The sequence below is a fragment of the Elusimicrobiaceae bacterium genome, assembly GCA_017520185.1.
Lineage (GTDB): Bacteria > Elusimicrobiota > Elusimicrobia > Elusimicrobiales > Elusimicrobiaceae > Avelusimicrobium.
Genome location: JAFXGO010000017.1, coordinates 1 through 19,682, shown reverse-complemented (window position 1 = coordinate 19,682; position 19,682 = coordinate 1). Strand labels below are relative to the sequence as shown.

The window sequence follows — 19,682 nt, the reverse complement described above, 5'->3', positions numbered from 1 at the left end:
CTGCCTCCCGTAGGAGTAGGGCCCGTGTCTCAGTGCCCTTGTGGCCGGTCGCCCTTTCAGGCCGGCTATCCGTCGTCGCCTTGGTAGGCCGTTACCCTACCAACTAGCTGATAGACCATAAGATTCTCTCCAAGCGATAAATCTTTGATATCTAAATGATGCCATTCAGATATGTTATGGGGTATTAGCAATCCTTTCGGACTGTTATTCCCCACTCAGAGGTAAATTCCTTATGTATTACTCACCCGTCTGCCACTAAACTTAATCTATAGCAAGCTACAAATTAAGTCCCGTTCGACTTGCATGTGTTATGCACGATGCCAGCGTTAACTCTGAGCCAGGATCAAACTCTCCATTAGAATTAATAATCGTTAAACTGCAAGCAGTTCAATGATTACCAATCGCTAACATCGAGCTGTTGACATTTGACTCTATACTTTTTTGAATTAACTTGGTGTCACATTTATAAAGCTGTGACATACTTAATGAGCCTTGAACCGTTTCACCCCGAAGGGTTCTTCCGTTTCAAATCGCCCATTCGCACATTGCTGTCAAATTTTCAGAGAGCGAAATTTCCTCGTTGTCCTTTCGTCCACCGAAAGACAAGGGAAATTTTTTATTATTTCTCTATAGCCTCATTGCTATAAAGATATTATAACAAAAATCTTTCGCGTTTGTCAAGTCCTTTTTTTATTTTATTTTCAGGAGCCTGACTTTTCTTACTACTCTTATAGTGTAGCAAATTTTTAAAAGTTTGTCAAGTCTTTTTTTGATAACTTCTTGATTCTTCAAGTAAGTCTTGCCAAAAAGGCGGAGGTAAAAGACAAAAAGTAATGTAATCGGGTTTTACGGGGTTTTCTAGCTCGGTCTGGACTATCTGTCTACCTTTTCTAATATAAGGGGATATCCAACTGCCTGAAAACATCTGTTGTAAAACTAAATGGTTTATTATGTTGATTAAAAGAGCAATTCCGACTACCTTTATAGTATAACAAAAAAAGACAGAAATGTCAAGCCCCTTTTTTATTTCTTTTTAAAAAAGATTAAAAAGAGGTCTTTTGTTATCGTAAGAACGAACCATTTCGTTCTCTATATAAATAGTATAGCAAAAATATTTTTGTTTGTCAACAATTTTTTTCTCCGTCTGAGAAAAGTATGTTTTTCAAACTACTTGCTTACTTTACTCTCAACTTTTTCCGCTTTGCTTCTAAGAGTTTTAATAAAAGATCAATCGTTTAAGTATGTATATATTTTAGCAAAACAAAATTTATTTTGCAACATTTTATTTAAATCTTTTGATATCTACAAACCAATATATATAGTGCGCGCGTGCGCGCGCGTACGATAAAATTTTTATTATTTTTCCTCATATTACTTTAATAATAGGTTTAAAAAAACAAATTTTCTCTTTTAAAACACAATACTTTATAATAAAAATTTGTTTTTTATATCAACAAAATTTTATATTATTTTTATAAGGTTATGACAAATCTAAATGAATTGCTAAAAAACACTTCTCGCAGTTTGTATCTCAGTGCAAGGTTGCTTCCTGTCGAAGTACGAGATACATTTTGCATTGCTTATTTATTATGCAGATATGCAGATAGTATTGCAGATACCTCTTTGATTTCTTGTGAAAAAAGATTATATTGGATCAAAAAATTTCCGGATATGATTATCCACCCTAATCCCCAAGATCAAGAAAAATTAGTATCAGAAATTTCGGGTTCTTCTTCTAATACATATGAAGAAAAATTATTACATAATTTCCCTTTATGTTTAGCAAGTTTCAATACATTGACCGAAAAACAAAAAGAAACCATCTTGGAAGTGGTGAATGCCGTATGCGACGGAATGAAAATGGATTTGGAAGTTTTTCCGCCGGAGAACTCCCACCAAGTAAAGGCTCTGAAAACAACACAAGATTTAGAACATTATTGTCACTTAATGGGTGGAGCGCCGGGAGTTTTTTGGAGCAAACTCATTCTCTCTCATGTAAAAGTAGCCATTAATGAAACAGACTTTTTAGCATTAGGCAAAGATATTGGAGATGCAGAACAAATCGTAAATATTTTGCGCGATTTACCTAGAGATTTGCGCATCGGCCGGTGCTATTTCCCCGAGGAAGATTTAAAAAAATATGGACTGAAGCCAGAAGACCTTTTAGATGAAAAAAACAGCGCCCGTTTTGAACCCATTAAACAAAAATGGATTGAATGGGGCAGATCAAAACTAAATTCAGCCAAAAAATATTTTGCTGCCCTCCCCAAGACACAAGCCAAACACCGCGCGGCCGTAGCCTGGCCTGTATTGTGGGCAGGAGACACATTAAATAAAATCTCCGAAGAACTTTATTTATTGGATAATTCCCGTCGGGTCAAAATACCGCGTTCTTGTATATATCTCACCATGTTTGCCACGCCGCCCATACTTGTATGTGACAGATTATTTAATAAGTGGTTAGAGAAAAAACTTTTCACAAATAAAAAGGACCTATAAAAAATAGGTCCTTTTTGGTACTTGAAATTTTAGATATTCGGCTTATATTAATGGTATGAAGTATCGTTGGAAAGCATGAGGCTCTTGGTTGCAGTTGCAGGCGGCACGGCGTGTCTCCCGATTGCGTAAAGACCCGAGCACATAGCCCCGACGAGAAAGAGGAACAGAAGTCATGAAAATGACATACATGAGCTAAACCCCCGAAATAATATGCGGGGGTTTATTTTTGGGAAAAATCCATCGTTTGTGAAATCAACATTAAAATTTGAAAACAAAATCTACACAGTGCAACTGCATTCCTTGAAACAGGTGGAAGAAAAAAATGCAGGGTTACATGAATGGGAATAAAAAAGAGATAATCAACGCAAAATGAGAGAGGCCATTTCTGGCAAACACCCTCGCCGCTGATTATCTCACATAAATAGCATAGCGGATAAAAATGTTATTTTCAAGGGTTTAAATAAAAAAAGAATAAGTCCTGAAGAAAACAAAAAATCTGTTATTTATTTTCTTTTTCTTTTTTCTTCATTTCTTTCCAGAGAGCCAGCGCTTCTTCGGGCGATGTTGCCTGCGCATGATCACCAAATACATGTGGGTGACGGCGGTGAAGTTTTTCATCTAAATAGATCATCACGTCTTCTATATCAAAAAGCCCTTCTTCTTTAGCAATTTGTGCGTGCATAATCACTTGCAAAAGGACATCTCCCAGTTCTTCTTTCATATTCTCAACATCTTTATTATTAATGGCATCAATCAGTTCTTGGCTTTCGTTTTGCAAGCATTTTATCAAACTTTCGTGCGTTTGCTTTTTATCCCACGGGCAACCGTTCGGACCGCGCAGAGTCGCAATCGTTTCTATTAAATCAGTAAAATTCTTTTTCATATTTTCTTGTTCCTCTCCGGAAAAAATGCTATACCATTATTATATGAAAATAAATTTAAAACTATTGCTCTCTATTTTGATATTCGTTTGTTTCTTTCATAGCGCTTGGGCACAAGTAGTTATTGTCAAACAAGACGGTCAAAAAGTCTTTTTGGATACCTCTGAGTTTAACCGGCAGGTATCCGTCGGAGACAGTTTTAAAATAATCACCTCTCAAGAAAAATTAATCAACCCCAAAACAGGGAAAAATTTGGGCCTTATTAATCACTATTCCGCAGAAGGAAAAATAACGGAAGTACAACCTTTATACGCCATAGGCCAAATGCCTGACAAGACGGTTTATTCTATCGGGCAAGAAGCGGTTTTCTTTTCTACTCCGAAGACCACATCCACATCCGTTTCGTCTGTTCCTTCAAAACCTCAACCAAAATCTGTAATTTCCTCCGAACGGAAAATAAAAGAATATCCCGTCTTGGAACAGGAAATTATCAGCGCCGTCAAAACGGATTTAACAGCCTTTCCTGATGAAGAAATTGTCACCTTAGACACCAAAGGACAATTAACCCTTTATCAAGATGAACAGGGCATTTTGCAAAAAATTAATCAATATCAAATACCTTCCGGCAAAAAACCTATTACTCTGTCGGCAAAAGACCTTATGGACGCCCCTTATGCACAGATTTTTGCCACCGTATATGACGAAAATAAACAAAAAATTTCTACCCTCATTTTTAAAATACAAGATAATGCCTTTCAGTTGATCGACACTGTGCCCTATTTTGTAAAAGAGATCGGTTGTGATGACGAAAAAGAAATTTTTGCTCAAAAACCCTTTATTAACGGAGCAAAACCCTCCGATGCACGCGAATTGGAATATGAAAAAGGAAATTTCCGCCTAGATAACGACCGTATTTCCACGCGCGGAAATTGGCTTACCGGCACCAATTATTATGAAATTCAAAACAATCATACCGCCAACTTTATTTATACCGCTTCCAATGGCAAAATACGCCTGCGGTTGCTCGACGGAAAATATGCCGAAAGTAATAATTTGTTCGCTACGGCTCCAAATCGTGTAAAATATAAACAGGAACTAATTTCTTTTTATCCATCTTTACAGGCATATGGTCCCGATGGGAAAGCCACTCTTGTTGCCGTAGAAAATACGGCCAAGTTGGGTTTGTTATCCGAACAATTCGGCCAATATAATGGCAGCAAAATCCATTTTTTGATGTATGAAAATGGTAAACTGAATATAAAAGAAACCCTTTCTTTAAGCGGGTTTGTATACGACACCAACTGCAGCAAACGCGGCATTTTCCTTCCGCAAGTGCTGAGCAGCGGCCAAACCGTTTTAACAGAAATTTATAGATAATATTTAGGAGAAATCTCGTGGAAAACCAAACCATTCAGTTGTTAGACAAAGGATTTATTCGCTTGGTAGATTTTATGGGCAGCGATAATCGCGCCGTCAGTTCTGCCCGTGTATCTTTCGGAGGGACTTCCAAAGGGGAAGAAAGAGATAAAGGACTGATTAAATATCTGTTGGAACACAGACACCATACCCCTTTTGAACATTGTTATTTTCAATTTCACGTCTGTTGCCCGATTTATGTAGCTCGCCAGTGGATGCGCCATCGTTGGGGCTCTTTTAATGAAATCAGCGCACGCTATACGCAAGTTAAAGACGAATTCTACATTCCGCAAGAGTTTCGCGGCCAAGATATTAAAAATCGTCAAGGTTCTGTAGCGGCCGATTTTGACAATGAGGCTTTGCGCAAAATTTACGAAGATTCCGTAGAAGCCTCTTTTACCGCCTACAATAAACTGATTGAGGCCGGTGTGGCTCGTGAAATGGCACGCGGAGTTTTGCCGGTGTGCCAATACACACAATTTTATTGGAGCGTAAACGCTCGCAGTTTGCTCAACTTCTTACAACTGCGTCAAGATGGTCACGCTCAATATGAAATTCGCGTCTATGCAGATGCAATTGCTGAAATTTTTAAAGAAAAAATGCCGTGGACTTGGGAAGCCTTTGAATCTTTAAACAAACAACTTCCCTTGGGCGCGCAATAATCATCAAAAGGGAGAAAAGCCATGAGAGTCTTGGGAATGATTATGGCCGGCGGAAAAGGCGAACGCCTTTATCCGTTGACTAAAGAACGTTCAAAACCTGCCGTTCCGTTTGGAGGAAAATACCGTATTGTTGATTTTGTTTTGTCTAACTTTGTTAATTCCGGTATTTTTTCTTCTTATGTGTTGGTGCAATATTTATCACAAAGTTTGATTGAATATTTGCGCACTTCTTGGAGAACGGAAGGTTTAATTCCGGATCATTTTTTAACCACCGTACCGCCGCAAATGCGCATGGGTGAAATTTGGTACAGAGGCACCGCCGATGCCGTACGCCAAAATATCAATTTGGTCAAAGATTTTGCACCGGATTTGGTGGCGATTTTCGGGGCTGACCATATTTATCGTATGGACGTGCGCCAAATGATTGATTTTCACATCAAAAACAAAGCCGATGTCACCGTTGCTGCCAATACAGTCAGCATCAAAGAAGCATCCGCCTTTGGCGTATTGGGAACGGATGACAATCACCGCATTATCCAATTTGATGAAAAGCCTAAAAATCCGCGTCCGATTCCCGGAAATCCCAATGCGGCTTTTGCCTCTATGGGGAACTATATTTTTAATGCCGATGTCCTTTTGCAAGTATTGCAAAAACGCTTCTGCGATGTTCCTTCTTTGGATTTTGGTAAACATATTTTGCCCAAAATCTTAACCGATCACCGCACTTTTGCCTATGACTTCCAAAGCCAAGTATTGCCCGGTATTAAAGATTATGAGGAAAAAGGCTATTGGAGAGATGTAGGAACCATCGAATCTTTCTGGCAAACGCACATGGACTTGTTGGGCCCTACTCCCAAATTGGATTTAGATAACCCCAAATGGCCCATCAATACGACGGCCTACCGCGTGCCGCCCACCAAGTATATGGGTGGAAACATAGAAAACTCTATGGTCAGCAACGGTTGTACGATTTATCCCAACGCCAAGATTAAAAATTGCGTATTGGCCAGCAATGTAATCGTACACGACGGTGCAGAATTGGAAGGGTGTATTATCATGGATTCTTGTGAAATCAAACAAGGAGCCAAACTTAAAAAAGTGATTGTAGATCGCTTTAACACCATCGCTGCTAACCAGACCATTGGTTTTAATCAAGAAAATGATGCTCAGCATTATTATATTGATCCTTCCGGCATTGTGGTCATTCCGCGCGGAAAGAGCAAATTCTTATAAATCATGTCTGTAGGAACAGGCGGTCTATATAGGCCGCCTGTTTTTTATTATAATTTAAATAATGATTAAGAAAATTTTATTAAAAGACCAAGATGAAATCTTGCTTGCTTTAGGCGTGCAGGACCGCAAATTGCGCGCTTTGGAAAAAGAATTTAAAATTGATGCCATCGTAAAATATACCGAAGACGGGCAAGGTGCTGAGCTTTCTTTAAAGGGTACTCATTCTCGTTTAGACAAAGCTTTGGCCAGACTGAGAAAAACATTGGAAATGTCCGGAAAAATAAAAAATGAAGATGCTGTTCAAGACCGCATCCCCTTTAAAGATAACATTATTTTTCGGCCGGAACATTCTCGTCCTATAGAGGCTCGTACCGAAAATCAAAAAAATTATATTGAAGCCGTCTTTGAAAATGATCTATTGGTTTCCATCGGCCCTGCCGGAACAGGCAAAACCTTCTTAGCTTGTGCCTGCGCATTACGTGCTTTGGAGTTGGGAATGGTAGAGCGCATTATCGTCACCCGTCCGATAGTAGAAGCCGGTGAGAAATTGGGTTTTTTGCCCGGTGACATCAATGAAAAAACAGACCCTTATTTGCGTCCTATCTATGATGCTTTTTATTCTATGTTAGGTGTAGAAAAATTTCGCGCACTGAAATATGGAAACATTTTAGAAATAGCCCCTCTGGCTTACATGAGAGGGCGCACTTTAGAAAAAGCATTTGTCATTTTAGACGAGGCACAAAACACATTGCCCGCCCAAATGAAAATGTTTTTAACCCGTATGGGAATTAATTCTAAAATGGTGGTCAACGGGGACTTGACGCAAATAGATTTACCGCAAAAATCGCAGAGTGCACTTTTGCAATTACCCAAGATTTTAAAAGGAGTATCCGGAGTATCTTTTGTAGATTTCGGGCCGGAAGACGTTGTGCGTCACCCGCTTGTCAAAAACATTTTACATGCCTATGAAAAATGGGAAAAGAAAATAGTGAAGACAGAAAAATGAAAATAAATATCTTTTATCAAACAGAGATACCCAAGTATTTGCATCGTACCGGAATTTTTCAAGAAGCCTGTTTGAAGGCTCTTAAAAAATTTCAAAAAGAAAATGCGGAAGTAAACATTGTATTTGTAGATGAAAAAGAAATTTTACGCATTAACAAAACTTTCTTAAATCATCACTATGTGACAGATGTAATTTCTTTTAATCATGAAAAACCGCCCTTTGTTTGTGAGGAACAATGGAGTTTCGGAGATGTGTATGTTTGTTATCAGGTTGCCCGTAAAAATGCCCCCAAATTTCAACATACATTTTTGCAAGAAATGATGATGTATGCCGTACACGGTTGTTTACACTTAAGCGGATTAGATGATCATACTGCACAAGAACGAGCCGAAATGGACCGCCAAGCGGAAAAAATTATCAAAAACACCTTGAAAAAGCCCGTCTAAAAACGGGCTTTTAAATTAAGAAATCGTCACTACTTCCGGCAAATCATCCGTAATTTTTAGATATTGCAATTTTCTATGCAACCCCACATCCACCGGAATAATATTTCTTCCGTTATCTATCACGATATTTTCCACCGGAGTATGCCCTACTACTTGCCTTAACTGACTGCGCGGACAAGAAACAAGCAAATCTTCCAAATCTTCCCAGAAGATACCGCCAAAACGGTCTGTACCGCTGCGGTTTAAACTGATATTAAAAATAGGATGTCTAAAAAATTCATGTTTAATGGCTTCGCGGAAAATCATATTGGCCAAAATAGCCACATTGTTTTCCGTCAATTCGTCTAACTGCATTTTAAAGATTTTCATTAATTTGTTCGTGACACCGGCATGTGTAAATAAAAAGCCTTTATAGGCATAAGCGGCACGAATTTCAAAATTAAGCACCTGCCGTTTAAGTTTGTCCCGTACCAATTTGGCTTCTTCTTTGCTAAAGTTAGAAATTAAAAAATTGCTCATCAACAGTTCAAGTTCGTGATTACCTACCAGACGAATCACTTCCCCTTGTCCTTGATTGGCTTGTTGTTGCACTTTGTCCAACAAATCGTCCACTTGGCGAGATTTTGGGCCTCTGTCAAAAATATCCCCCATCTGCACCAGTCTATTTCTGCCGCCAATCCAGTTCAAATCAGCGTCTATCAATTCGGCATGCTGCAAGATATGCACAAAAGCATCATAATGCCCGTGCACATCTCCGACGACTATTATTTTTCGTTGTGGTTTGGATTGGCTCATAATTACTATAATGACAGTATAGCAAAATTATATTATGCATATATCAAAACACCTCATCAGCCAATTACAAAATTTATTAGGCAAAGAAAATGTTTTAACGGACGAAGCGGCCCTTTTGCTCAATGGATACGATTGTTCCCAAAGTCGCCATCGCCCCGATATCGTGCTTACTTTTACCAATACATGCCAATTATCTCCTGTCGTTTCTTTACTCTGGAAAGAAAAAATCCCTTTTATTGCACGTGCTTCCGCCACCAATCATGCCGGCAGTTGTAGTGCTGTTTACGGAGGGGCGGTATTGAATTTGAATATGCTTAACCATATTCTTTCTATAGACAGTAGGCAAAAATTGGCTGAGGTAGAACCTTGTGTCGTGACGGGAGATTTACAGAAAGAAGTATCTTCTTTAGGGTTTTTTTATGCACCGGATCCCGCCAGCGAAAAAGTGAGTACCTTAGCCGGCAATTTGGCACAAAATGCCAGCGGGGCGCGTTGCATGAAATATGGAAATACGGCTGAGCATACTTTAGCAATCGATTTTATTACTCCCGATGGGCAAACTCATCATCTGCGCCACGATCAAGCCGGTCCCGATTGGTTAGGATTGATTGCCGGAAGCGAAGGAACTTTAGGTCTTATTAAACAGATGACCGTTCAACTCTTGCCCACACCCAAACACATTAAAACCTTTTTAACTACATTTTCTTCTTTAGAAAATGCTATTGAGACAGTGACAGCGCTGGTAGCACAAGGGATTATCCCCCGTTGCATAGAAGCAATGGATAAAATTACAACAGAAGCGGTGGAAAATTTTTCTCACGCGGGTTATCCTACCGATGCTCAAGCCCTGCTTATTTTAGAATTGGACGGAGACATAAAAACCATTCAAAAACAATCTCCCATTCTAGAAGATATTTGTCGCCAAAATCACTGTCTGTCCTTTTCTGCCGCCAAAACGGAAAAAAAGCGGGAGAAATTGTGGCAAGGGCGAAGGGCGGCTTATTCGGCGATGGCCTCTTTGGCCCCTGATGTCGCTGTAGGAGACGGCACCGTACCTCGCAGCGCACTCCCGCAAGCATTAAAAAAAGTACGGCAAATCATTGATAAACACCACATTACCGCTAGTTTGTTATTTCACGCCGGAGATGGGAATTTTCATCCTCAAATTGTTTTTGATTCGCGCCAAGCAGAGCAAACGCAACGGGTCCACAAAGCCTTACAGGAAATTTTAAAAACTTGCGTAGATTTTGGCGGAACAATTTCCGGAGAGCATGGGGTAGGTGTGCAGAAACGTGCTTTGATGGCTTATCAATATGATGGAGCAACCCTTTCTTTGTTTCAAAAAATCAAAAGGGCTTTTGACCCTTATCTCTTGGCAAATCCCGGCAAAATTATTCCGCTTCAATTTGCCGAAAAAGCGCGTCTTTTCAATGAAGAAAACAAAAAAGTACAATCCTTGTCGCAGGAAATCAAAAAACGTTTTTTAAACAAGACTCCTAGTTTGATTTGTGGTTTAAACACACAACTCAATAGCCACGCCGTTCATCTTTTATCTGTGGCAAATTTAGATGAAATAGTAGAAATAGACAAACAAAATTTTACCGCTACGGTGCAGGCAGGGGTCAAACTCAGCCGTTTAATCAAAGCCCTAGAACAAGAAAAAGTATATGCCCAATTACCCGCTCAATATGCAGGATCCATAGGAGGGTTGGTCTCCGGCAAGAGATATCCGGCCTTTACCAATCAAATTATCTCTATACAGGCCATTTTGCCAAATGGAGATATCGTAAACTATGGAGGAAAGTTCACTAAAAATGCCGCCGGATACAATCTGTGCAGGCTTTTTACCGGATCGATGGGCCTGCTGGGGATTATCACCAAAATAACTTTTAAAATTTATGCAATCATCCCCCCTGCCTATCCTTTGCAAAATATGTCTGTTATACCGACCGATGCACTGTTTCAAAATATGAAAAAAGAAATAGATCCGGACTTTTTATTTATTTCAGAGGAGGTTAAATCTTCATGAAGAAAAAATTTTATTTAAATCCTTTTTCTCCCATGTCTTCCTCTGACGGACCAAAACCCTTACAAAGTAGCATCATGCGTTGCACGCGTTGCAATGCTTGTCTGCAAAGTTGCCCTTCTTATTTGATAAAACCGGAGGAAACGTCTTCGCCCAGAGGGCGGGTGCAACTGCTGCGTTTAATACTAGAAGGAAAAATAAAGGCAGAAAATCATCTCCCGTTGATACGCCAAACTTCTCAAAGTTGTCTGCTATGTGGCCGTTGCAGTCTCTCTTGCGCGGGGGCCATTGCCGTTGCACAACAGGTACTTTGTTTAAGCAAAGCAACAAGTCTTAAGAAACTACCGACTTCTCTAAAAATTTTTTGGAGAATTAAAGAATCTTTTCCTCGACTTTTTGATTTCTTTATGGGTTTGGTGCAATTTTTGCGTCGCTATAAATTATTTACAGTTTTTGCTATCAGCCGCAAATCCCCTCTTTATTGGGCTAAATATGCCCATCGTACTTTGCCGGCTCCTAAAAGAAGTTTTCAAAAGGAACTGAAAAAAATAAATTTTCATTTTTCCCCTTTACAACCGGATTTTATTTATCTGCCCTCTTTTCAAGCATGCTATATAGAGCCTGATATCGGCCAAAAATCTATTCAGATATTAAATAAAAAAACGCACATTCTTTTTCATACTTCTTCAGGCCTTTTTGAATATTTGTATGGCGACAATATCCGTTGTTTAACGCAAGCCAAAAATCTGCTTACTCAGTGGGAGAAAATTTCTTCCCTCAAAGCACCTTTGGTCACTGACTCTTGGGAAATCTTTGCTTTTTTAAAAAATTATCCCATGTTGTTTTCTTCTTTACCCGGTTGGCAAAAACGGGCCGAGCGCTTTTCGGCTAAAGTTCGCTATATTGCTGATTTTATAAAACCCAAAAAATCCACCAAAAAACTTAAAACTGCTTTGGATTATTCTGGATTATTATTTCTCCCAGCAGAAAACATTTCTCACGTGCGAAAAATATTAAAGACACAAGCGGGAAAAAATTTGCTAGAGTGTGATTATAGTCGTTTCCCTATCCCGTTGGAGGGGGGCGTTGTTGTTCGCCCTTTTCAGACGGAAAAAATTTTGCTTGAAAATGTCAAAGATATTGCGCGACAACAAATTAAACAAGTTTATTGTTTATCCGGTTGGGCTGCGCTGATGTTGGGTAATGCCCTCAAGCAACATTATCCAACGGCAAAAGCACATCACATTGTGTATTTACAGGATCAATATGACTGATTTTAAGCAGGAAAATCATAAACTTACGGCTGACGAGAAACTAAATCTTCTCGTAGAATTCGGTACGCGGATTTCCAGCGAACTTCGGCTGGATAAACTGCTTGATATTATTGCGCGCCAAATTACCCGCATGTTAAATGTGGGCCGTTGTACTATTTATTTAAAAGACGTAGAACGCAATGAACTTTGGTCCAAAATTGTACAGGGAAAAGGCTTGGAACATACGGAAATCAGGCTTCCTTTGGACGGCAACAATATTGCCGCTATTGTAGCCCGAACCGGCGAAACCATCAATTTAGAAAACGCTTATGAAGATGACCGCTTTTCTATGGCCATTGATATGGTGACGGATTTCCGCACGCACACCTTGCTCACCATTCCTTTAAAAAACAATAATGGCAAAGTATTGGGCGTTTTTCAAGTGGCCAATAAAGCCGACGGATCCCCGTTTGACAACAAAGACGAGGGCATTTTGCTTTTACTTGCTACCTTAGCGGCAAGTTCTATTGAAATTGCCAAACTTTATCAAGACGTACACGTGGCTCAATTGGAAACCATCTATCGCTTGGCTGTGACAGCGGAATATCGTGACCAGCAAGATACCCGAGCACACTTAAAAAACATCAGCATTATTTCTTATTTGTTGGCCCTTGCTTTGGGCATGACTAAAAAAGAAGCTGAACTCATTAAAAATGCCAGCCCGCTGCATGACATCGGCAAAGTGGCTTTGGCAGATAATATTTTGCTAAAACCCGGCAAATTATCCAATGAAGAATTTGAAATCATGAAATCTCACACCGTTTACGGTGGACGTATTTTGGAGGGAGCTCACTCCAAAGTATTGCAAGTAGCCTACAAAATGAGTTTGTATCATCATGAAAAGTGGAACGGTGCCGGATATCCCAAAGGATTACAAGGTGAAGATATCCCGTTGGAAGCGCGCATTATTACCGTAGCGGACGTTTTTGATGCATTATGTGTCTCCCGCGTATACAAAAAAGCATGGAAAACAGACGATGCTTACCAATACATTTTGGGAGAATCCGGAAAAGCGTTTGACCCGCGTATTGTGGCTGCGTTTAAAAAGATTTATTCTTCCGTGAAAAAATTATATTTAAACCAAAATACCCAAACAAATGAAAAACCCGTTCCCGCGATGAAATCGCCCGAGACTCCGGTAAGTGTGCCAAATAAACCTTTACCGCCAAGACCTTAATTTTTGCCCCGTTTAAAACGGGGCTTCTTTTTTATCTATTTTAAAATTACTAAAATATAAGAGTCCTTTTGGCTTTCAACCTTAAGTACAAATCTTATGAATATAGAGGATATGATGGACAAAAAGACTGTACTCATTGGCTTAAGCGGCGGAGTAGACTCCGCAGCAGCTGCTTTACTGCTTAAAGAACAGGGATACCGCGTTATTGGGGCAACCATGATGATTTGGGATCCTTCTCTGCCTATTCCTACAAATGGGCATAACCAAAACGCGTGTTTATCTCCGGAAAAAGAAGACGTGAGCGAAATCCGCCTCTTGGCAGAAAAAATAGGGATTGAATATTTGACAGTAGATTGTCGTGAGCAATACCGCAAGACCGTATTGGAAAACTTCCGCACAGAATATGCTCAAGGGCGCACGCCCAATCCTTGCGTTATTTGCAACAGCCTGATTAAGTTTGGCGTTTTACCGCAAGCCGTACATGCCTTAGGTATTTCTTTTGATAAATTTGCCACCGGTCATTACGCGCGAATAGAAGAAAAAGAAGGGACTTTTTATCTAAAAACAGGCCTAGACCCTGCGCGCGACCAAAGTTATTTTTTGCATCGTCTGTCACAGGCGCAGCTGGCTGATATTTTATTTCCGCTAGGCAATTTGGGCAAAGCGGAAATCCGCGCTTTGGCCCGAAAAGCCGGCTTGGCTGTAGCCGATAAAGAAGACAGCCAAGATTTTTATTGCGGAGATTATAATGATTTATTAAACTTCCCCAACAAATCCGGAGATATGATTTTGCAAGATGGCACCATTATCGGAAAACATACGGGAATTTGGGGTTATACCATCGGAAAACGTAAAGGCTTGGGCATCAGCGGATTTAAAGAACCTATGTACGTGGTAGGAATTGATGCCCCTAACAACAAAGTGATTATCGGCCCCAAAAGCGCACTTTATAAAGATACGTTGCAAGCCGATAATATGTGTTGGACTTTGGGCCAACCGCCCGCAGAAGAATTTGATTGTAAAATCAAAATCCGCAACTTGCATTACGCAGCACCGGCCCATGTGCGCGTAAGTTCGAATGGTACGGAAATCAAGGCCCAATTTAAAGAACCGCAACTTTCTATTACGGCCGGACAAAGTGCGGTATTGTATCAAGATGACATTGTTTTAGGCGGTGGTATCATTTTGTAAAAGGTTATAATTCCCCATCAACATATTTCCAACCAATACTTTCGTATTGTTTGCAAATTTTTCGCCCCAGCTCTTCATTTTGTGTGACACACGAGTTGTACCAAATTCCTATAGGGCTATCCCCGTTATAACCAGAATTAGGTCGCGTATCGCTATAAAAAGTTGCTCCGCTGTTTAAAGTAACTTCTATATCGGCATAACCATCTTGGACATATATAGTGTAGTCAGCGTTTTCTGTTAAGTAGAAGTTATTGTCGCTCCATTCTCCACCGGAAAGTTGAACCGTTGCAAAATCCTTATAATAGATTCCCCCCGTTTCGGGCAGACCATTTTCCAACATATATAATTCTATTTGCTGTTTAATGGTAGCAATATTAGACAAGACTTCCGTGGCGCGAGCTTTTTCTACCGCTATAGTATACTGCGGTAAAGCGACCGCAGATAAAATTCCGATAATCAGCACCACTACCAATAGTTCTATCAACGTAAAACCTTTTTTCATTTTTCTCTCCTTTTACACGGCTTTAAGACCCAACAAACAACACGTAGGATTTGGGTCTGAGGGCAACGCTGAAATTGTAGCAAAAAAAAAAACAAGTCAAGAGGTAGCGCACTTTTCCGACGGAAAACAACCAAAAAATAAAAAGGGGGTTCCTTGTGTTAAAACGTCGGCATTCAAAGCGTTTTAAAAATACTTTACGCAAAGGAAAAAATATTTTTTTGTTTGAGCGTAGCGAGTTTAAAAAATATTCTTTGCGTAAAGTATTTTTTGCTTTGTCTGCCGACTAGCCTTTTTGCTTACTTTTTCGGCAATGAGAAAAAGTAAAAAGAGGCGCAGGCAAGGCGGAGGCAAGAAACTTAAAGGTGGAAAATGGTTTGCCCAAATTCAGACCAGCAAATGAAAAAGCCGTTTTATTACCTCACAGATAGATTTTCCTTACCAAATAAGTTATAATATAAATACTTGAAGTAAGCACTTTACTTCTGCCACGCTTAGAGCGAGGCGGAGGTTTGTGCGCAAAAAATGGAAAAAAACATGTACGCAATCATCGAAACTGGTGGAAAACAGTACTGGGTAAAACCCGGTCAAGATCTGCAGGTTGAAAAGCTGGAAGCAGAAGTCGGTGCCAACGTAGAACTGAAAGTTCTCTGGGCCGCCTCTGAAGAAGGTACCTCAGCAGATACCAAAGCGTCTCAAAACGCTAAGGTCACCGCTCAAGTGGTCAAACATTTGAGAGGTCCGAAAATCCTGGTCTTCAAAAGAAGACCCAAAAAAGGCTACGAAAGAACCCGTGGTCACAGACAGGATTTAACGCAAATCAAAATCACCGATATCGTACTCGGGTAATTGGGAGAGGATAAACTATGGCACATACAAAAGCACAAGGTTCTTCCTCCAACGGAAGAGACAGCCACGGTCAACGTCTGGGTGTCAAACGCTACGGTTCCCAGTTCGTACGCGCCGGTGAAATCATCGTCCGCCAGAAAGGCACCAAGTTCTTGCCGGGTACCAACGTCACCCGCGCCAGCGACGACAGCCTTTTTGCTCGCGTTGATGGTATCGTCACGTTTGAATGGGCCTACAGAGGCAAAAAACAGATTTCCGTCTATCCGAAAGAAACGGAAACCAAAAAAGCCGCTGCTCCGAAAGCTAAAAAAGCTCCGGCCAAGGCCAAAAAGACGGAAACCAAATAAGCGTTTCGGTTTTGAAGCGGCGGGCCAACACCCGCCGCTTTTTTTGCCGAATCTTTTTTCTGAGTATGCATAAACGCGTACTTATGTTAGAATAAGATATGAAAGATAAAATTTTGCCTGTTAAGCAAGATGAGTGGGGCTGGGCCACCTCCAAAACTTCTGCTCGCACCAAAGCCAAACGAGCAAGAAGTAAAGCCAAACGGGCTTTGAGCAAGAAACTACTTAAAAACGGGCAAGAAGATTTTAATCATTAGCCGTTATATAAGAGGGTATATATGCAATCAGGAAGTTTTTTAGACCGTGTTAAAATCTATATCACCGCCGGTAAAGGCGGAGATGGCTGTATGTCTTTTCGCCGCGAGAAATTTATTGAGTTTGGCGGCCCCAACGGCGGTTGTGGTGGTAAAGGCGGAGATGTTATCATTCAGGGTGAAAGCAACCTCACCACTCTTTTAGAACTAGCATATAATCCTCATATCGAAGCCCAAGCCGGAGAAAAGGGCGGCACTTATAATAAAACAGGGCGCGGGGGTGAAAATAAAATCATTTTGGTTCCTTTGGGCACATTGATTTATAAAGATGGGCAACTGCTGGGGGATATTACGCAGCATGGTCAACAACTCACCGTTGCCAAAGGAGGCATGGGCGGACGCGGAAACCAATCTTTTAAGACGCGCAATAACACCTGCCCGCACATGGCAGAACTCGGCCAACCCGGAGAAGAAATTACCCTGATTTTAGAGTTAAAAGTATTAGCAGATTTGGGGCTTGTCGGTTTCCCGAATGCAGGCAAAAGCACTTTTTTAACCGCTATTTCCAGCGCACGTCCTAAAATTGCAGACTATCCTTTCACCACCTTAAACCCAAATTTAGGTATTACCATGCATAAGGGGATGTCTTTCGCTACGGCCGATATTCCCGGTATTATTGAAGGAGCCAGCGAAGGGAAAGGTCTTGGACATCAATTTTTAAAGCACATCGAACGTACGCGTGTGTTGTTGCATTTGATAGATCCTGACGGTTTTGACGGCATGAATGCAGCAGAATCAGCCAAAGTTATCGAAAAAGAATTAAAGCAATTTGATAAAGAACTTGCCAAAAAGCCGCGCATTATTGCCATTAACAAGGCAGATTTGCCAACGGCTCAAAAGGCCTATGAGCAAATTAAAAAGAAATATAAAAAATTCCCCGTTATGCTGATGTCTGCCGCTACGGGACAAGGGGTCAAACAGGTCTTAGATGAAGTGGTCAAAATCCTTTCCGTCACTCCGGTACCGGTGATAGAACTTGAAGCGCCAAAGGCCGTTTTACATAAAGTAGAGCCTATTTTTACCATTGACAGAGACGAAGAAGGCATCGTGCGTATTACAGGAAAAAAGATTGACGAATTTATCGCCATGACCAACTTTACCCAAGCAGAAGCAGTGGCACGTCTGCGCGGTATTTTCAAAAAAATCGGTCTGGAAAAAGCCCTCTTAAAAGCCGGAGTACAAGACGGAGACCCGATTGTAGCCGGAGGCAGAGAGTTTGAATGGAACGGCAGTTTAGACAAGCATGCCGCTGAAAATCCGGATCATGCAGGCTATAAACGCCGTGAAACAAAGGCCGAACGTTTAGCCAAAAGAGCTGAAAGAAGAAAGGCCAAAAAAGAAAGTCTTTAAAATTAAAGCCGCCATTTCTGGCGGCTTTTTTACGGTACAAAAATGGTGTCGTTTCCTTGAGAAAGAAGACGAACTATATTAATAATCTGCTGATGATTTTTGGTAGTTCGAAGAACATAGTTGGGAGAGGCTGATTTTCGTTCCATTTTATAATAATCGCTATTCATCGTCTGTTCCATAAACTCCATTAAACTTTTGTTAAACGCAGTAAACATAAAAAATTGTTTTTCTTTTTCCATTTCTTTATTGCTAATGCCTAAATGTCCGGAAATAATACCGGCCAGTTCTCCTGTGTTGGTCATCACACCCGATCCGCTCATTCCCTTTTTTACACCAAAACTATCGGTATAGGCAAAGCCCAACTCTTTTACATAATACGTAGGGTTAGGATTTTTCAAAATAACACGTTTCCCGTCAAAAATAGAAATGACGGAAAGTTTTCTATCCACTTTTCTGGTAGAATCTTCAAACACTAAAAGCGGAGGCAATGAAGGGCTTAATACTTCCTTATAAGCATACCGCGCAGAACTATTCTTAGATAAAAAGTTATCAAAGGCCTGACGAGAAATCCAAACATTCTGCCCTTTTTTATCTTTTGTCGGACGGCGATAATAACTTTTGTAGGCGGAAACGGGATCTATTTTGAGCAAAGCAAAATCATAAGAGGCAGGAACTTTCGGATTATATTTCGGATGTATAAAAACATGCTCTTTTTTCTTTGTATGTGTCACATCTAAAAAAACAGAGGTGGATTCTTCCAACAAATCCAAGCGTAAAGTACATTTGTCTGCACAAGCAGTTATCACGCAATGAGCAGCCGTTGCAAACCATTTTCTTCCTACCCGTGTGGCTTGGCATTTGGTAGCTTGTCCTTTTTCAGGGATAATATAATATTCAAAAGTATGATAAAAATCTTCTTTTTTACTATGACTATCTTCATCCACGACAGAAACAAAACTTACCTGTGCATGGAGAAAAAAAGAAGTAAAAAATAGCACCCATATCAAAAAGAGTTTTTTCATACTTTTATTGTAGCAATTTATCTACGGATAATAAAATGAGCAAAAAAAGCCCCACTATAAAAGTGGGGCTTTTATCATCTCTTGGCAAAAGATTATTTGCTGGTGGAAACATGTACACCAGGTCCCATCGTAGAGCTCATCGTGATGCTCTTCAAATAGGTGCCTTTAGAGGTGCTGGGTTTCACACGCAAGATGGTTTCCAATACGGATTTGGCATTTTCAGTCAACTTTTCCGCATCAAAAGAAGCTTTGCCAATTACGGTGTGTACAATACCATAAGCATCCGCTTTGAATTCTACACGACCGGCTTTAAGCTCAGCAATCGTTTTGGCTAAGTCAAACGTCACCGTACCGCTTTTCGGGTTCGGCATAAGTCCGCGAGGACCCAAAATTTTGGCGGCTTTGGCCAAGTCTTTCATGGTGTCGGGCGTGGCAACCAAGACGTCAAAGTCAATTTTGCCTTTGATTACGTCTTCTACAATATCTTCCGCTCCCACCATATCAGCGCCGGCTTGTTGGGCTTCTTGCGCTTTTTCGCCTTTGGCGATAACGGCAATGCGTTTGGTTTTACCGGTACCATGCGGCAACACCACGGTGGTGCGCACTTGTTGGTCGGCTTTTTTGGTGTCAATGCCTAAGCTGACGTGTAATTCTATGGT

General features: G+C 40.5%; 18 protein-coding genes, 1 rRNA gene and 1 pseudogene. 14 read left to right on the top strand and 6 right to left on the bottom strand.

What is annotated here, in order from left to right:
• Positions 1 to 359, bottom strand: a 16S ribosomal RNA gene (locus IKL48_02290); the annotation flags it as partial.
• 1,123 nt (positions 360 to 1,482) lie between these two features.
• Here IKL48_02290 and IKL48_02285 point away from each other — a divergent pair.
• A complete protein-coding gene (locus IKL48_02285; protein MBR3603507.1) occupies positions 1,483 to 2,499 on the top strand; it encodes a squalene/phytoene synthase family protein in 1,017 nt (338 codons plus the stop codon).
• A 499-nt stretch (positions 2,500 to 2,998) separates the two neighbouring features.
• On the opposite strand, the gene IKL48_02280 is transcribed toward IKL48_02285, so the two are convergent.
• On the bottom strand, positions 2,999 to 3,382 hold the full coding sequence (locus tag IKL48_02280) for a MazG family protein (protein ID MBR3603506.1): 384 nt from the start codon (positions 3,380 to 3,382) through the stop codon (positions 2,999 to 3,001).
• Between the two features lie 43 nt (positions 3,383 to 3,425).
• On the opposite strand from IKL48_02280, the gene IKL48_02275 reads away from it, so the two are divergent.
• The 5 genes from IKL48_02275 to ybeY all read left to right on the top strand — a co-directional run bounded on the left by IKL48_02275 (position 3,426) and on the right by ybeY (position 8,143).
• Positions 3,426 to 4,757: a hypothetical protein gene (locus IKL48_02275; protein ID MBR3603505.1), complete on the top strand. Its 1,332-nt coding sequence runs from the start codon at positions 3,426 to 3,428 to the stop codon at positions 4,755 to 4,757.
• A gap of 17 nt (positions 4,758 to 4,774) precedes the next feature.
• Positions 4,775 to 5,458, top strand: a complete 684-nt coding sequence (locus IKL48_02270) for an FAD-dependent thymidylate synthase (GenBank protein ID MBR3603504.1) — start codon at positions 4,775 to 4,777, stop codon at positions 5,456 to 5,458.
• Positions 5,459 to 5,479: 21 nt separating this feature from the next.
• Entirely contained in the window at positions 5,480 to 6,691 is a 1,212-nt protein-coding gene (glgC, locus tag IKL48_02265; protein MBR3603503.1) for a glucose-1-phosphate adenylyltransferase, read from the top strand.
• A 61-nt stretch (positions 6,692 to 6,752) separates the two neighbouring features.
• Positions 6,753 to 7,697, top strand: a complete 945-nt coding sequence (locus tag IKL48_02260; protein ID MBR3603502.1) for a PhoH family protein — start codon at positions 6,753 to 6,755, stop codon at positions 7,695 to 7,697.
• Positions 7,694 to 8,143 (top strand): rRNA maturation RNase YbeY, encoded by a 450-nt coding sequence (gene ybeY, locus IKL48_02255; GenBank protein ID MBR3603501.1) that lies wholly within the window; start codon positions 7,694 to 7,696, stop codon positions 8,141 to 8,143. The genes IKL48_02260 and ybeY overlap by 4 nt, the downstream gene beginning before the upstream one ends.
• Positions 8,144 to 8,158: 15 nt before the next feature.
• Here ybeY and IKL48_02250 read toward each other — a convergent pair whose 3' ends face one another.
• Positions 8,159 to 8,938: a metallophosphoesterase gene (locus IKL48_02250; protein ID MBR3603500.1), complete on the bottom strand. Its 780-nt coding sequence runs from the start codon at positions 8,936 to 8,938 to the stop codon at positions 8,159 to 8,161.
• 34 nt (positions 8,939 to 8,972) lie between these two features.
• On the opposite strand from IKL48_02250, the gene IKL48_02245 reads away from it, so the two are divergent.
• The 4 genes from IKL48_02245 (at position 8,973) to mnmA (ending at position 14,645) form a co-directional block, all read left to right on the top strand.
• Positions 8,973 to 10,967, top strand: a complete 1,995-nt coding sequence (locus IKL48_02245; GenBank protein MBR3603499.1) for an FAD-binding protein — start codon at positions 8,973 to 8,975, stop codon at positions 10,965 to 10,967.
• Positions 10,964 to 12,238 carry a (Fe-S)-binding protein gene (locus IKL48_02240; protein MBR3603498.1) on the top strand — a complete coding sequence of 425 codons (1,275 nt, stop codon included), beginning with the start codon at positions 10,964 to 10,966 and terminating at the stop codon, positions 12,236 to 12,238. Before IKL48_02245 ends, IKL48_02240 begins: the two co-directional genes overlap by 4 nt.
• The gene (locus tag IKL48_02235; GenBank protein ID MBR3603497.1) at positions 12,231 to 13,454 is read left to right on the top strand and encodes an HD domain-containing protein; all 1,224 of its coding nucleotides are present in this window, start codon (positions 12,231 to 12,233) and stop codon (positions 13,452 to 13,454) included. Before IKL48_02240 ends, IKL48_02235 begins: the two co-directional genes overlap by 8 nt.
• 114 nt (positions 13,455 to 13,568) lie before the next feature.
• Positions 13,569 to 14,645, top strand: a complete 1,077-nt coding sequence (mnmA, locus tag IKL48_02230; GenBank protein ID MBR3603496.1) for a tRNA 2-thiouridine(34) synthase MnmA — start codon at positions 13,569 to 13,571, stop codon at positions 14,643 to 14,645.
• A gap of 418 nt (positions 14,646 to 15,063) precedes the next feature.
• On the opposite strand, the pseudogene IKL48_02225 reads toward mnmA, so the two are convergent.
• Positions 15,064 to 15,147: pseudogene (locus IKL48_02225) on the bottom strand (prepilin-type N-terminal cleavage/methylation domain-containing protein).
• 522 nt (positions 15,148 to 15,669) lie between these two features.
• Here IKL48_02225 and rplU point away from each other — a divergent pair.
• From rplU to obgE, 4 genes are all read left to right on the top strand, one after another.
• A complete protein-coding gene (rplU, locus tag IKL48_02220) occupies positions 15,670 to 15,993 on the top strand; it encodes a 50S ribosomal protein L21 (GenBank protein MBR3603495.1) in 324 nt (107 codons plus the stop codon).
• A gap of 17 nt (positions 15,994 to 16,010) precedes the next feature.
• Positions 16,011 to 16,340 (top strand): 50S ribosomal protein L27, encoded by a 330-nt coding sequence (rpmA, locus tag IKL48_02215; protein MBR3603494.1) that lies wholly within the window; start codon positions 16,011 to 16,013, stop codon positions 16,338 to 16,340.
• A 98-nt stretch (positions 16,341 to 16,438) separates the two neighbouring features.
• Positions 16,439 to 16,594 (top strand): hypothetical protein, encoded by a 156-nt coding sequence (locus IKL48_02210; GenBank protein MBR3603493.1) that lies wholly within the window; start codon positions 16,439 to 16,441, stop codon positions 16,592 to 16,594.
• Positions 16,595 to 16,615: 21 nt separating this feature from the next.
• Entirely contained in the window at positions 16,616 to 18,001 is a 1,386-nt protein-coding gene (gene obgE / locus IKL48_02205; protein MBR3603492.1) for a GTPase ObgE, read from the top strand.
• A gap of 29 nt (positions 18,002 to 18,030) precedes the next feature.
• Here the strand turns inward: obgE and IKL48_02200 are convergent, their stop codons facing one another.
• A complete protein-coding gene (locus IKL48_02200; GenBank protein ID MBR3603491.1) occupies positions 18,031 to 19,023 on the bottom strand; it encodes a trypsin-like serine protease in 993 nt (330 codons plus the stop codon).
• A 92-nt stretch (positions 19,024 to 19,115) separates the two neighbouring features.
• Positions 19,116 to 19,682: 50S ribosomal protein L1 (rplA, locus tag IKL48_02195; GenBank protein MBR3603490.1), on the bottom strand; the 567-nt coding region annotated here is incomplete at its 5' end.